We start from the raw sequence: 13,929 nt of genomic DNA on the forward strand, positions 1-13,929 counted from the left end.
TAAGGTTTTTATCGGGTGATCTTTCGCAGGCGTTCCGTTGCCTGTAACAAAGTGTTGTCGTCTTTGGCAAAGCAAAAGCGGATTAGTTTAAGGTCTTTGCCATCGGCATAAAAAGTGGATATCGGGATGGTCGCCACACCATAGTCGGTGATGAGCCTTTTCGTAAAGTCGATATCGTTTTCATTCGAAAAAGAGGCGTAGGAAGCCACCTGGAAATAGGAGCCTTCACAAGGGAGTATCTCAAAAGGAGTTTGGGAGAGCAGTGCTTTAAAGTAATCTCTTTTTTTACGGTACATCGAGGCAATTTCTTTAAAGTCCACAATATCCAGATAGTCGCTAATGGCGGCCTGTGAAATACTGTTGACACTGAATACTAAAAACTGATGGACTTTTTTGATCTCTTTCATCAGGTGTTCGGGCGCAATGGCATACCCGATTTTCCATCCGGTGATGTGCAGTGATTTTCCAAATGAAGAAATCACAATACTGCGGTCGCGGAGTTTTTCATTGGTGTTAACCGATATATGGGGTTGTTCGTAGGTAATGTATTCGTAAACCTCATCCGATAACAGCAGTACATCCGGATACAGGGTCAGTAATTTTTCAAGCTGCAGGAAATCGGCAGCGGTCCATATTTTACCGGTTGGATTATGCGGATTGTTGATGATGAGCATTCTCGTTTGAGTATTCATCTTAGCCGCAATGGCTTCCCAGTCTGGAGTGTAATCGTCATTTAGCGCCACCCGGACCGGTTTGGCATAACTGAGCAGGATGGGGGCTTCATAACAGTCGTAGCTTGGGTCGAGAATGATCACTTCTTCGTTTTTGTTTACCAATGCCTGTATGGTGGCAAAAATAGCTTCGGTAGCGCCTGCGGTCACTAACATTTCCGTAGCCGGATTAACCGCACGATGATAGGACGCTGAGGTTAATGCCGCAATTTTGCTCATCAGTCCCGGATGTCCGGCCATTGGCGTATACTGGTGTACATTTTCTGTAGCGAGTTTTGCTGTAATGGTGGTCAATCGTTCGTCTACCGGAAAATTCGGAAATCCCTGCGACAGGTTAATGGCCTGGTGCTCGTTTGCCATTTGGGACATTACGGTAAAAATACTGGTGGTGATATGCGGGAGTTTGGACATTTTTTTGTTTTTATAGTGGATGTACCGGTGTATAAATGTATAAAAATATTTGTTGGAAAGGTAATCTTAGCAGGAGGGATGGTTTGGCGGCTGCCGGAAAACAGGTGTATTGTGCCTTCACTGTTACGGATTTTTGAGTGAAGGGCATTATGTGTTCCGGTTTAGGAGAGGTTTTAAGTGTTGTAATACAGGGTGTTGTGTTGTTTGTGATGATTTTTACAATGTGACATGCTAAGTTTTTATCATTTTTCTATTCGTTCATGCCGGGCTTTATACATTTGAAAAACAGAAATACCATTGTTATGCAAAACCGTTTTTGGGCTGTTAGTATTATGGCCATATTTTTTTTCGCACTGTTACCGGCTGCGAACGGAAAAAGCGTTGTCCGGCAGAAAGAATCCGCTGTCTTACCGTTTTTTAAAAATGATACTACTTCTGCCACTTTTCCCGGCGGACTACGAATTTATCATTCCCTGTTTCATAAAAAGATTAAACTTGGAGTAATTAATATGGTTTACGATAAGAGTAATAGAGGTGCCGAAACAATAATCAGATGTACTGTGAATTTTGTTATTACCGAAAACGGCGATATGGAAAATATCAGTGTAACGGGAAGTAATGCTTCGGCTAATGCAGAGGTATTGCGTACTATAAGCAGTCTTGTAACGTATAAATGGCTTCCGGCACAAAAAAATGGCATTCCGGTTCGACAGAAGTTAATACTTCCGGTCAGTTTTGTTGTCGATGAGCCGAGAAGTGATGAAAAAGAGGCGCTGATCAGTTCGCTTTTAGAAGTGCTTAAAGTAGAAAAACAGGGTGCTAAAGAATTTACGCCGGTACTCAACGCTTTGAAAAAAAAGCATAAAGGGGTTTCGGATGTTTTCTGGAAAAAGGTGTTTAATGAAGGTAAGGGAGCATATCAGGAGCTGTATGAGCAGGGATACCGATATGATTATACGGAAACGGAGATTGCCGGTTTACTTGAAAAAGCAAAAGGAAGACCGGGCAATACGGCAAAAGATTTTTATATGGTTCCGGAAGATCAGATAAAAACTCTTAAGGATTGTTTTATGGAAAGAATAACTGAGGTGATCGTGAAAGGAATCGATTTTAAGAAATTCCCTTCCGACTAAAATTAATACCTTTTGGAAGATTTACAAATGCAAAAGCCAACCTTAAGGCTGGCTTTTTATAGTGTTTTTTTATGAAAGTAGTTACGCTTCCATTAAAATATCCAGAATCTTAATAGCGGCTTCACTGATTTTTGTTCCGGGACCGAAAACGGCTACGGCACCACTATCGAACAGGTATTGGTAATCCTGCGCCGGAATTACTCCGCCAACAATCACCATAATATCTTCACGGCCGTATTTTTTAAGTTCTTCGATAACCTGCGGCACCAATGTTTTGTGTCCGGCAGCTAAGGAAGAAACACCTAAAATATGCACGTCATTTTCAACGGCCTGTTTGGCAGCTTCTGCCGGCGTTTGGAATAGCGGACCGATGTCTACGTCAAAACCAACATCGGCATAACCGGTCGCTACTACTTTTGCCCCGCGGTCGTGTCCGTCCTGACCCATTTTGGCAATCATGATACGCGGACGACGTCCTTCGGATTTTGCAAAAGCATCGGCCAGTTGTTTTGCTTTTTCAAAACTTTCATCGTTTTTAATTTCTTTACTGTACACGCCACTAAAGGATTTAATTTGTGCTTTGTATCTTCCGAAAACCGATTCCATAGCATCGCTGATTTCGCCTAAAGTGGCTCTGTTGCGTGCTGCATCTACGGCTAATTCCAATAAGTTCCCGTTTCCGGATTGTGCACAGGCTGTCAGTGCTGCCAGGCATTCCTGTACTTTTTCGGTGTTTCGGGTTGCTTTAATATGTGCTAATCGTTCGAGCTGTTGTTTACGAACGGTCTGGTTGTCTACTTCAAGGATGTGTAACGGGTCTTCTTTTTCAAGACGGTATTTGTTTACGCCTACAATAATATCCTGTCCGCTGTCGATACGCGCCTGTTTACGGGCGGCAGCTTCTTCAATTCTCAGTTTGGGAATTCCGGCTTCGATGGCTTTTGTCATACCGCCTAATTCTTCTACTTCTTCAATGAGTGCCCAGGCTTTCTGTGCAATTTCATGCGTCAGGCTTTCTACATAATAACTTCCTGCCCACGGATCAACCGTTTTGCAGATTTTGGTTTCTTCCTGTAAAAAGATCTGGGTATTACGGGCAATACGCGCCGAGAAATCGGTTGGTAAAGCGATCGCTTCATCCAGGGCATTGGTGTGCAGGGACTGGGTTCCTCCAAATGCTGCGGCTGCGGCTTCAATAGCCGTACGGGCAACATTGTTAAAAGGATCCTGTTCGGTCAGGCTCCATCCGGATGTCTGGCAGTGCGTTCGCAATGCTAATGATTTATCGTCTTTAGGTTCGAATTGCTTCAATAGTTTTGCCCAAAGCATTCTTCCGGCACGCATTTTGGCAATTTCCATAAAGTGGTTCATCCCGATAGCCCAAAAGAAGGACAAACGCGGGGCGAATTCATCAATTTTCATTCCGGCAGCCAGTCCGGTACGGATGTATTCCAATCCGTCTGCCAGGGTATAAGCCAATTCAATATCTGCGGTTGCTCCGGCTTCCTGCATGTGATAACCGGAAATGGAGATCGAGTTGAATTTGGGCATTTTTTTACTGGTATAATCAAAAATATCAGCAATGATTTTCATCGATGGTGTAGGCGGGTAGATGTAGGTATTACGTACCATAAACTCTTTCAGAATGTCGTTCTGAATGGTTCCGGACAGTAATTTTGCTTCTACGCCCTGTTCTTCGGCAGCGACGATATAGAACGCCATGATGGGCAATACCGCTCCGTTCATGGTCATGGAAACCGACATTTCATGCAACGGAATCTGGTCGAATAAAATTTTCATGTCTTCCACACTGTCAATCGCTACGCCGGCTTTTCCAACATCACCCACTACCCGTTCATGATCGCTGTCATAACCACGGTGTGTCGCTAAGTCAAACGCAACGGAAAGTCCTTTCTGTCCGGCAGCAAGATTCCTGCGGTAAAAGGCATTACTTTCTTCTGCGGTAGAGAATCCGGCATACTGGCGGATGGTCCACGGACGGCGAACGTACATGGTTGCATACGGACCGCGCAGGTTGGGTGCAAATCCCGCTCCGAAGTGAAGGTGCTCCAAATCCTGTAAAGCTGCTTCGGAATAGGTTTGTTTGATTTCAATTCCTTCTGCATTCACAATGGTTTCCGCATTAACGGCATCCGATTGTGTTCGGGAATTTTCTAAGGTTATATGTTGAATGTTCTTTCTCATTTCAAATCTGATTATTATCCTGATTAGCGTTAAGAAGCTCTTATTGCTTTTCCGTTTCCAGTCGTTCCTGTTCTAATTTTTCAGCCAATCGTTTTTCGATGATCGGTGTGATTAATGTTTTTCTCGGGTTGACTTTTACAAAAGGATATAATTCTAAATCATGGCTCATTCGGTCTTCTTTATTAGGGTATTTGTTGGTTCCCAATAAGATTTCTTTTCCATTGTCGAATAATTCCTGTTCTTTTTTAGCGCTTTCACTGATTTTTCGCTGGATGGTTCCTTCGATTAATTGTGTGATGAATCCGCCGTTTGTTTCGATATCTTTAAACAGATTCAGTGCTTTTTCGGCTAACTGATCTGTCAGGTTTTCAATATAATAGGCACCGTCAGCCGGATTGTTAACGATGTCGAAATAGCTTTCATGTTTTAAAACCAAAAGCTGGTTTCTTGAAATTCTGTCGCCAAACTCGTTGTCTTTATGATAAAGCGCGTCATAAGCCAGATTGGACACGGCATTGGCGCCTCCTAAAATAGCACTCATGCATTCGGTTGTGGTACGAAGCATGTTGACGTTGTAATCGTAAAGTGTTTTGTTTCGTTTGGTAGGAATGGCAATGATATGACAGTCAGATTTATGGTCGTATTCTTTTGCCAGTAAGCCAAACAGCAGGCGTATTGCACGTAGTTTGGCTATTTCAAAGAAATAATTGGTTCCTACAGCTACCTGGATCGTTACCGGAGTACCGATGGTGGCTATGCGGTTAAAATATTCGTTTGCATGGGCTAAAGTGTAAGCGATCTGCTGTACAATATTGGCACCGGCATTTTGATATAATGTACTGTTAATGCTCAGGAAATGAATGTTCGGGCATTTTAGGGAAATGTCATTCAGCGTGTTGAAATCGGTATCCAGATTGCTGTGCCAGTTACCTTCTTTTGCCAGCTGGCCGATAGGGTCAATATGAACAAAAACGGTAGTCTGGTGTTTTTTGGCAATGGCATTTATCTTTTCAAGGAACGGCAAATCCAGGAAATCGAAGTTCAGATATACCGGAACCGTTTCCAGCGGAAGGGCGGATAACAGTTTTTCAATATCGACTTTTTCATTTTCAAGTGTGAATCGCAAACTTTCTGCACCGCGGGCTACTGTTTCTTTAGCTCTTGCGATGGATTTATCAAGGTCGTGAACAAAAATGTTCTGTACAATCTTAAAATTAGAAGCTTCGGTAGTAACTCTTAAAGGTTTTTCGGCTTCATCGATATGATAAAACGGACGAACCTTAATTCCTTCGGGACTTTCCCAAACTAAAGTTTCGTTATAATCGGCTCCTTTCAGTTCATATTGAATTTGTGTTTTCCATTGTTTGGACGACACTGGTTCAAAATCAGTAAACAGTTTGTTACTCATAATGCAAAATTAAAGTGATTTTGTGTCTTCTTCAGGCACATCTTCTTCAAACTCGATGATATAAATATCTTCTTTATCACGTTTCATATAATATTTTTCACGTGCATATTTTTCTACCTGGTCGGGATTTTTAAGTTTTTTGATATTCTCGCTGTCCTTTTTGATCTCTTCCTGATAGTATTTTTTATTGTCTTCGAGTTCGTCGATTTCCTTATTTAAAACGCGGTGTTCCAAATAAGAATAGTTGTCCAGAAAAAGCATCCAAACAGCAAAAAACAGCAGCACCAAAACATACCGGTTCCCGAGTATTCTCAGAAATGGATATTTGGTTACAAGTTTTTCGAATGCTTTTTTCATGGGTTATAAAGGTAATTATAAATTATGATATTCTCTGATTGATTACGGCACGAACCACATCGATGGCTACCGTGTTGTATTTGTCATTTGGAATAATAATGTCCGCATAGGCTTTTGACGGCTCGATGAATTGTTCGTGCATCGGCTTTAAAGTAGACTGATAACGGCTTAAAACTTCTTCCATGTCACGGCCGCGTTCGGCGATATCCCGTTTTAATCGTCGGATTAAACGCTCGTCAGAATCAGCATGAACAAATATTTTAACATCGAACATATCGCGTAATTCCGGATTGGTAAGGATCAGGATTCCTTCCACAATCATTACCTTTCTGGGATGGGTCACAATGGTATCGTCTGTTCTGTTGTGTGTTACAAAAGAATATACCGGCTGTTCGATTGTTTTTTCCGCTTTTAAATCCTTCAGGTGTGCCACCAGTAATTCAAAGTCGATGGCTCTGGGATGGTCAAAATTAATAAGAGCTCTTTCATCAAAGCTTAGGTTGTGAGTAGCCTTATAATAGGAGTCCTGTGAAATAATCCCTACTTCTGTTTCGGGTAATTCATTCATTATCTGATGGACTACTGTCGTTTTTCCACTGCCTGTTCCTCCGGCAATACCAATTATTAGCATAAAGCGTTTTTATTATTTTTAATCTCGGCAAAAATAATAATTAATAGGATGTAGGGTTTATTTTTTTTAGTTTTATGAGGTTGCAATTCTTTTTGGAAAGTAATTAAGAATAGGTATAAATTGTTCTTTGCAAAAGAAGAACGTAAAAATAAGCAGGAATGGACTTTAAAACATTGGAAAACATCAGCGATACGATTATCCTGGAAGCCTTTAATGCTGCTTTTTCGGATTATTTTATCCCGCTGTTTTTTGATTGGAACAGTTTACAGCTCAAATTGTATTCGGAAAGTATCGACAGGAAGGTTTCGGTAGGCTGCTTCGATGGTGATAAACTCGTTGGGTTTATGCTGCACGGAATGAATGTTGTTGGCGGTATAAAAACAGCTTATAATGCCGGAACCAGTGTGCTCGCGGAAGCCCGCGCCCATAATGATAAGCCATTAGTGGTGACGAATATTGATAAAACGACAGCACAGGTCAGCCGCTTTTTGACGGCTCATGGGCTGGAACCTTTTATCGGGCAGTATGAAATGAAAATGATGCAGACTTAAGTTACAAGAGTACCAATATGAAAAATACAACGATTAACGATGAAGAAGAGGTAAAGCGCTTTATGCTTTATCTTGCCGGTAAATATGCTCTGGAAGAGATTAAAGTTGATGCCAAAAAAACTCTTTTAAAAGAAGGGGAGAAGGCATTGCGGATCTATTTTGTAAAAGAAGGCTGCCTGCGGCTGTGGATGAACAGTAACGGAAAAGAGATCACGAATCAGTTCTTTTTTGAAGGAAGTCTGGTGGCTTCTTTGGAAAGTGTGATCACGAATCAGCCGAGTGATTTTTACCTTGAAACATTAGAAAAATGTACGTTGTATGTTTTGGAGAAAGACCAATTTGAGGTTTTATGGAAAGAAGATGCCGAATTTAAAGAATGGTTTGACCGTTATATTTTAAACCGGTTTATCTATTATTCCAAACATCTGTTATCGTTTTTAAAAGATAAACCCGAAGACCGCTATGTCAATCTGCTTAAAAAGAATCCGACAATCTTCCAACGGATTCCGCAGCATTATATCGCTACCTATTTGGGAATAACAGCGGTATCGTTAAGCCGTATCCGGAATAAAACGGCGAAACAATCCTGATTTTCTTAACAATTGTTATCGTTTGGCAGAAGGAGTCTGGCGGAACTTTGCCAAAAAAATAACTTATGAAAGCAGCGATTATAAAACAATTGGGCGATGTTCCGGTTTGTGAAAATTTTCCGGATCCTATTCCTCAAAATGAAAATGAAATTCTGATTAACGTTACGGCAGCGTCGGTTAAAAACCTGGACAAACTGCGGGTGAGCGGCAGGCATTATGCCAGTTACAAACAGCTTCCTGCTGTTGTAGGCTTTGACGGTGTGGGTATTCTGGAAGACGGAACCCGGGTATATGCACAGGGTATAAGCGGTATGATAGCCGAAAGAGCCCTGATTCCCAATCATAAATATATTGTCCTGCCGGAGAAAATCGATGATGTAACGGCAGCGGCACTTCCCAATGCGGTTATCGGTTCGGCAATGGCATTGCAGTTTCGCGCTAAAATTCAAAAAGGAAATGTTGTACTGATCAACGGGGCTACCGGGGTGACCGGTCAGGTAGCGGTACAGCTGGCCAAACATTATGGCGCTTCCAAAGTGATCGCGACCGGCAGAAACGAGCAGTCTTTAGCAAAGTTAACATCTCTTGGAGCCGATACAGTTGTTTCTTTAAAAGCAGCGGATGAAACCATTGTTGAGGAATTAAAGGCTGTTCAGCAGGCAACACCTGTAGATATTGTTATTGATTACCTGTGGGGACATTCGGTGGAACTGTTGTTAAAAGCACTGAAAGGAGCCGGCGGTTATACCCATCCGGTGCGTATCGTTACCGTGGGAAGTATTTCCGGAGAAGAAATTGAGCTGCGTTCTGATGTGTTAAGGAGTTCTGCGATTGAAATTCTGGGTTCCGGGATCGGCAGTCTTTCCGAATTGGAAATGAAAAAGTTTATCACGGAAATCCTGCCGGAAACATTTCAGCTGGCAGCAACGGGAAAGCTTGTCATTGAAACGGTAACCGCACCATTGGACGCCGTTCATGAAGTTTGGAATGCTAATATAGATCCGGGAAAAAGACTGGTGATTTGTATGTAGCCAGAAAATGCTAAAAATAAGTTTGCTACCCGGAATCTTAAAGAAAATTTCCGATGTTTGTAAATAAAATAATACATAAAAAAAATGATAGCAATAGTAGCAACGCTTAAAGCAAAAGAGCACTACAGGGAAGAAGTTGCAACCGCACTTCAAAAACTGGTGGAAGCATCTTTACAGGAAGATGGATGTCACGAATACCGTTTGCATACCGCAATTAATAATCCTTTGGAATTCCTGTTCTATGAATTATGGGAAGACAAGGAAGCTATAGATAAGCATACTCAAACGGAACATTTCGTGGGTTTCCAAAAAAATGCTGCCGAATGGCTTGAAAAAAGTGAGATCAATCTTTATAAACCTTTATAAAAATAATTTTAGAATGTCAAAAACAAAACTGCTGGCGTTTTTATGCTGCTTCACTTCCTTTGTTGCCTTTTCCCAAAGTAGTGTTAAGCATGAAGGACAGGAAATCAACCGGATCGATAAGGACGGAAAGAAAACCGGAATCTGGAAATTATTCGATAAAGCAAGGGATATTACGATTGTCGGAAAAATGAAGGATGATGTTTTTGTTTCCAATATCGATTACTATCAGAAAGGAAAGTTAATGGTGACGCAGGATAAAGACAATAATGATACGTATATTTTTTATATTGATTCGAAACCCGTTTCCGTTAAAGAGGTAAGGGAAAATGACAAGGTCAGCATGGTAAAAGATAACGGGGAAGAGATGGATAAAGGAACAAGAGATTCCTTTTTTAATATCATGATGGTAGAAGCGATGTTTTATGGCGAGACCGGTGCGCTGCCCAATTTTCTTAATAATGAGTTGAATAAAAAAGAATGGGATCATTCCGGGAAGGTAAAAATAGTGTGGATGATTGATAAAAACGGATCGGTAAAAGATGCTAAAGTGATGAAAACCGATGATCCGGTTTTAAACGAAGACGCCATTCGTATTATTGAAAGCATGCCGAGATGGCAACCGAGTTTTTCCAAAGGAAAGTTTTATCAGACCAGATTAAATACAACAATATCGTTTAATGATATGTAAAAGTTTTTAAAGTTAAGCCGCTTGTTAAAGCGGCTTTTTTATTTACAAAAGGCACTTACTGGAGGCAAGAGTCAGCAAATTCAAAAGAGCTTACATGACAATATAGGCTATTTCTTTTTACAGAAATAATTTTGACAGTTCTTCTGCATGTGCCTGATTATAAGACAGTACATAAGCGATATAAGGAACGAAAAGCAGTATGCTAATCAGTAAACCGATTCCTAACGCCTTATATTCCTCATGCCTGATGATTATGAAAACGACCCATATTAAATTGAGTGTCATTATAATATGTCCTAAATGTGCGATCAGATTTATGGCATTCCATGACAATACAAACATTGCCATCGTTCCAAGAAAATAGATCGGCAGAAATGTTATAATCAGGTAAGCAGCCTTTTTCCTTATCAGAAACGCAAGGAATAAGAGTAAATATAAGAAACTGGTTGGAGCACAGGAATTAAATGAAATCCATTGTATCCAGCTAACGTTCAATTTTACCAAGAAAAAGAATGTGCTGCTCAGGGTGATAAGAAACAACAATACTGCTAAAATAATTCCTGCTGTTTTCTCTGTTTTGGTAAGTTTCATATTTCAAAAAGATTATAAGGGTTTTATAGGAATACAGATATCTGCGATAAACCTGTGTTCAGGATTTTCACTGTAATCGTTATGATAGTATTCATAAGTAGGACTATCAGCAGGCTGGCAGCCACTTTCTGTCAGCCACGCACACATCGTGTTCCAGGCTTCTTCAAATTCAGTTTCTTTAATTTTAAAACGACCGACAGCATACTTACCTGATGGAATATTTAATTTGCCAATTTCGCCGTCAACTTTTATATTACCATCTACAATAATACTGGCATCCTGGCGTACTTTATCGATACTTGTCACAGCAGGGTCATCCTGATAAACGGTTACGGTTCTGGTGCCTGGGTTCACCAATCCACGGGGAATAGCCCACTTGAAAAGCTTTTCGTAAGCCTGTCCGATCTTGTTAAATGCACCTGTGTGGCGACAATAGATCAGATTCAGTTGCGGCATTTGTCTGATTTCAATTTTTGTGTCCATAATGATTAATGTATTCAATTCGACACTATAAAATTGTGCATTAATCTGCTGGTAATTTTTGCCAATCTTGCTGACTGCTTTGCAATCCTTGCTATATCTGATCCCGTTTTTAATGTAAATCGGCTTGTCCTGATTGCGAAATTCTGTGGTGGTCATATTAAAATGACTTTTAAATGCCCTGCTGAAAGAGGATATATTAACGAATCCGCAAAGGAATGCAACATCGCTTACCGATGCCTTAGGGTTATTATGCAATAATTGCGCTGCTTTTTCTAATTTAATACGGGACACAAAGTTATTCGGGGTTTCACCCACCATTGCTGTAAATATCCGGTGAAAATGATATGGAGAAAAAGAAGCAACACCAGCCAATGTGGCAAGATCGAATGATTTATCTAAATGGAGCCTTATGTAGTCCATCACCCGGTTTATCCGGGTTGTGTACTCTTGTCTGCTAAGTTGTTTCAGATTCATGTTGTCAATTTTTCGATATAAAGTTACATAATGATGGTGTTGTATTTTATACGAATCTTGCTGATAATAAAATGATTATGAGGTGTTTTGCTTTAGCTTGCTTACGAACTCCTTGTGAGATAGTTGACGAATTTTAGAAAAAGGCCTTGTTACATGGTAAATAGGGCGGGTTTTGATTCCGCATTGTTTCGCTTTCTTGTTTTAGTAGTCTTTTGTTTTTAGTGAAAAAATAATATGGTTGAGTTGTTTATTGTTTGATGAGAAAATATATGATGTATGTGTTAAATGTGTCTATAATTTTTATCTTTATGCTGATTCTTTAATTTTTTTTTAAATGATTAATCATTGATAATATATGAAATATAAGTTTTTATTTTATTTGATTTTTTTCATGATAAATGAAGTTTATTCTCAGGTACAAGTGTATGTGTCTCCACTGCCATTAGGTAATGATATTACGGGCAATGGTACTTTAGCTAAACCCTTTCTAACCCTTCAAAAAGCAAAAGAGTATGTTAGGACAATCAACTCCAGTATGACACAAAATATTGAAGTAAATATATTTCCTGGGGAGTATCTTTTGAATACTACTTTACTGTTTGATAATTTGGATAGTGGAACAAATGGTAAAAGAATAATTTATAAAGCGTATGACTCGAACAATAAACCTGTTATTAGTGGTGGTGAAAGAGTGACCGGATGGGTTTTGGATGATCCTGTTAAAAATATTTGGAAAGTCAATATAGGTAATAAATATGCAAGACAGCTTTATGTTAACGGGGTTAAGATGACCAGATCAAGAAGTGAAACAACTAGGGACATAATAGAAACGAAGACAGGATATCTTTCGACTTGTTATGACTTTTCAACATGGAATAATATAAAGGATATGGAAGTTGTTTCTATGATTCGCTGGAGAGCACAAAAAATTCCTGTAGAGTCGGTTTGTAATAGTCAACTTGTTGTTAACCCCCTTTTTTGGAAATATTTGGTTCATAGTGATGGTAATACTGATTTTAAAACAGCTCCGGCTTATTGGCTTGAAAATCATTATAAATTAATTGATAAAGAAAATGAGTGGTATATTGATAGAATAACACAAACGTTATATTATAAGCCTGTTAATGCTATTAATTCAGTATCTCAATTAAATAATTTAGATGTAATTATTCCTAAATTAGAAAAAATGATTGATGGAAACAATGTTTCTAATTTAAATTTTGATGGAATTATTTTTAAGTATTCTACATGGAAAAAACCTTCAGAAGTTAATAATTATATGGCTACATCCAATAATGGATATTGGCCATCACAAGCGGATGCAAATGTAGAAATAGGTGACCCAAATTTTTATAATCATTATATGAAGTCATCACCAATTATTGGTGCTATGACTTTTATTGAAGCAAAAAACCTGAAAATAGTCAACAATGAATTTAGACATATTGGAGGAACGGCAGTAGTTTTTGGTGAGAATTCTACAAATAATAATATTTGCAATAATACTTTTAATGATATATCGGCAAGTGCAATCCGGGTTGGTGAAATTTTAGGTGATACTGGAGATTCTAATCCTCAGTTTAGTCAAAGTAAAGTTGATAATATAAGCGGTAATAGTATAAGCAATAATTTTATTGATAATATTGCTAATGAATATTTTGGATCAGTTGGAATATTTATTCCCTATGCTAAGAATACAACAATAAAAAATAATACAATATCTCATTTTCCTTATACTGGTATATCAATAGGTTGGGGATGGAATGTTAATCATAATTTAGGAGTTAATATTATTAGTAATAATAAAATTGATTGTTCGAGTCAGATTCTTCCGGATGGAGGAGCTATATATACGCTTAGTTCACAAGGAACAGTAAATTCAAAATCGCAGATTACGAATAACTATATTACCAATCAGAAATTTTATAGAGGAGCCATATATTTGGATCAGGCATCATGCAATATCGAAATTAAGAATAATGTTATTGATATTTTTGATAATCAATCTATAGTGAGTAGTGTTGATTGTGTTCAGGAAGGTGTGAGATCAATAGAATATTGGTATGTTTCTAGTAATAATCTTTTGAAAGATAATTATTATAATAGTAGGTATCTGTCTCCACCAAATCCTAGTTTGCCAAATCAAGGTTGTATTGTTGGACCTTGTGTAGGTAATGTGGTTGAAAATAATATCCCTTTTAATGGATTTGGCAATCATAATCAAAACAATATTGTTATAAATTCTGGTCAAATAATAAATTATAATTGTAATTAAAATA

Annotated in this window: 14 protein-coding genes; 7 read left to right on the forward strand and 7 right to left on the reverse strand. The window is 39.0% G+C overall.

Annotated features, from left to right (window positions below):
* Positions 1-8 precede the first annotated feature (8 nt).
* Complete coding sequence (locus HW120_RS07750) at positions 9-1,142, reverse strand: methionine aminotransferase (protein WP_177732893.1); 1,134 nt, start codon at positions 1,140-1,142, stop codon at positions 9-11.
* Between the two features lie 302 nt (positions 1,143-1,444).
* Between HW120_RS07750 and HW120_RS07755 the strand changes: the two genes are divergently transcribed.
* Positions 1,445-2,275, forward strand: coding sequence for an energy transducer TonB (locus HW120_RS07755; protein WP_177732895.1), 831 nt, complete (start codon positions 1,445-1,447; stop codon positions 2,273-2,275).
* 81 nt (positions 2,276-2,356) lie between these two features.
* Here the strand turns inward: HW120_RS07755 and scpA are convergent, their stop codons facing one another.
* Genes scpA through udk form a run of 4 tightly spaced genes read right to left on the reverse strand, consistent with a single transcriptional unit; the run spans position 2,357 to position 6,876 of the window.
* Positions 2,357-4,480 carry a methylmalonyl-CoA mutase gene (gene scpA / locus HW120_RS07760; RefSeq protein WP_177732898.1) on the reverse strand — a complete coding sequence of 708 codons (2,124 nt, stop codon included), beginning with the start codon at positions 4,478-4,480 and terminating at the stop codon, positions 2,357-2,359.
* Positions 4,481-4,520: 40 nt separating this feature from the next.
* Entirely contained in the window at positions 4,521-5,888 is a 1,368-nt protein-coding gene (locus HW120_RS07765) for a methylmalonyl-CoA mutase subunit beta (protein WP_177732900.1), read from the reverse strand.
* Positions 5,889-5,897: 9 nt separating this feature from the next.
* Positions 5,898-6,245 (reverse strand): FtsB family cell division protein, encoded by a 348-nt coding sequence (locus HW120_RS07770; RefSeq protein ID WP_177732902.1) that lies wholly within the window; start codon positions 6,243-6,245, stop codon positions 5,898-5,900.
* A gap of 22 nt (positions 6,246-6,267) precedes the next feature.
* The gene (gene udk, locus HW120_RS07775) at positions 6,268-6,876 is read right to left on the reverse strand and encodes a uridine kinase (RefSeq protein ID WP_177732904.1); all 609 of its coding nucleotides are present in this window, start codon (positions 6,874-6,876) and stop codon (positions 6,268-6,270) included.
* Positions 6,877-7,034: 158 nt separating this feature from the next.
* On the opposite strand from udk, the gene HW120_RS07780 reads away from it, so the two are divergent.
* From HW120_RS07780 to HW120_RS07800, 5 genes are all read left to right on the forward strand, one after another.
* Complete coding sequence (locus HW120_RS07780; protein ID WP_177732906.1) at positions 7,035-7,427, forward strand: hypothetical protein; 393 nt, start codon at positions 7,035-7,037, stop codon at positions 7,425-7,427.
* Between the two features lie 17 nt (positions 7,428-7,444).
* On the forward strand, positions 7,445-8,017 hold the full coding sequence (locus HW120_RS07785; protein WP_177732908.1) for a Crp/Fnr family transcriptional regulator: 573 nt from the start codon (positions 7,445-7,447) through the stop codon (positions 8,015-8,017).
* Positions 8,018-8,082: 65 nt separating this feature from the next.
* Positions 8,083-9,048, forward strand: a complete 966-nt coding sequence (locus HW120_RS07790; protein WP_177732910.1) for a quinone oxidoreductase family protein — start codon at positions 8,083-8,085, stop codon at positions 9,046-9,048.
* Between the two features lie 84 nt (positions 9,049-9,132).
* A complete protein-coding gene (locus HW120_RS07795; RefSeq protein WP_177732912.1) occupies positions 9,133-9,414 on the forward strand; it encodes a putative quinol monooxygenase in 282 nt (93 codons plus the stop codon).
* Between the two features lie 13 nt (positions 9,415-9,427).
* Positions 9,428-10,102 (forward strand): energy transducer TonB, encoded by a 675-nt coding sequence (locus HW120_RS07800; protein ID WP_177732914.1) that lies wholly within the window; start codon positions 9,428-9,430, stop codon positions 10,100-10,102.
* A gap of 117 nt (positions 10,103-10,219) precedes the next feature.
* Here the strand turns inward: HW120_RS07800 and HW120_RS07805 are convergent, their stop codons facing one another.
* Both HW120_RS07805 and HW120_RS07810 read right to left on the reverse strand, forming a co-directional pair.
* Positions 10,220-10,693, reverse strand: coding sequence for a hypothetical protein (locus HW120_RS07805; protein WP_177732916.1), 474 nt, complete (start codon positions 10,691-10,693; stop codon positions 10,220-10,222).
* Positions 10,694-10,705: 12 nt separating this feature from the next.
* Positions 10,706-11,650, reverse strand: coding sequence for an AraC family transcriptional regulator (locus tag HW120_RS07810; RefSeq protein WP_177732918.1), 945 nt, complete (start codon positions 11,648-11,650; stop codon positions 10,706-10,708).
* A gap of 355 nt (positions 11,651-12,005) precedes the next feature.
* Between HW120_RS07810 and HW120_RS07815 the strand changes: the two genes are divergently transcribed.
* Positions 12,006-13,925 carry a right-handed parallel beta-helix repeat-containing protein gene (locus HW120_RS07815; protein WP_177732920.1) on the forward strand — a complete coding sequence of 640 codons (1,920 nt, stop codon included), beginning with the start codon at positions 12,006-12,008 and terminating at the stop codon, positions 13,923-13,925.
* Positions 13,926-13,929 lie beyond the last annotated feature (4 nt).

Origin of the sequence: Flavobacterium inviolabile, from assembly GCF_013389455.1 — a bacterium.
GTDB classification, from domain to species: Bacteria; Bacteroidota; Bacteroidia; order Flavobacteriales; family Flavobacteriaceae; genus Flavobacterium; species Flavobacterium inviolabile.

What these genes read in the sequence shown, in the direction of transcription:
- HW120_RS07750 (WP_177732893.1), bottom strand. Translation starts at nt 1,142, where the DNA reads ATGTCCAAACTCCCGCATATCACCACCAGTATTTTTACCGTAATGTCC.
- HW120_RS07755 (WP_177732895.1), top strand. Translation starts at nt 1,445, where the DNA reads ATGCAAAACCGTTTTTGGGCTGTTAGTATTATGGCCATATTTTTTTTC.
- scpA (WP_177732898.1), bottom strand. Translation starts at nt 4,480, where the DNA reads ATGAGAAAGAACATTCAACATATAACCTTAGAAAATTCCCGAACACAA.
- HW120_RS07765 (WP_177732900.1), bottom strand. Translation starts at nt 5,888, where the DNA reads ATGAGTAACAAACTGTTTACTGATTTTGAACCAGTGTCGTCCAAACAA.
- HW120_RS07770 (WP_177732902.1), bottom strand. Translation starts at nt 6,245, where the DNA reads ATGAAAAAAGCATTCGAAAAACTTGTAACCAAATATCCATTTCTGAGA.
- udk (WP_177732904.1), bottom strand. Translation starts at nt 6,876, where the DNA reads ATGCTAATAATTGGTATTGCCGGAGGAACAGGCAGTGGAAAAACGACA.
- HW120_RS07780 (WP_177732906.1), top strand. Translation starts at nt 7,035, where the DNA reads ATGGACTTTAAAACATTGGAAAACATCAGCGATACGATTATCCTGGAA.
- HW120_RS07785 (WP_177732908.1), top strand. Translation starts at nt 7,445, where the DNA reads ATGAAAAATACAACGATTAACGATGAAGAAGAGGTAAAGCGCTTTATG.
- HW120_RS07790 (WP_177732910.1), top strand. Translation starts at nt 8,083, where the DNA reads ATGAAAGCAGCGATTATAAAACAATTGGGCGATGTTCCGGTTTGTGAA.
- HW120_RS07795 (WP_177732912.1), top strand. Translation starts at nt 9,133, where the DNA reads ATGATAGCAATAGTAGCAACGCTTAAAGCAAAAGAGCACTACAGGGAA.
- HW120_RS07800 (WP_177732914.1), top strand. Translation starts at nt 9,428, where the DNA reads ATGTCAAAAACAAAACTGCTGGCGTTTTTATGCTGCTTCACTTCCTTT.
- HW120_RS07805 (WP_177732916.1), bottom strand. Translation starts at nt 10,693, where the DNA reads ATGAAACTTACCAAAACAGAGAAAACAGCAGGAATTATTTTAGCAGTA.
- HW120_RS07810 (WP_177732918.1), bottom strand. Translation starts at nt 11,650, where the DNA reads ATGAATCTGAAACAACTTAGCAGACAAGAGTACACAACCCGGATAAAC.
- HW120_RS07815 (WP_177732920.1), top strand. Translation starts at nt 12,006, where the DNA reads ATGAAATATAAGTTTTTATTTTATTTGATTTTTTTCATGATAAATGAA.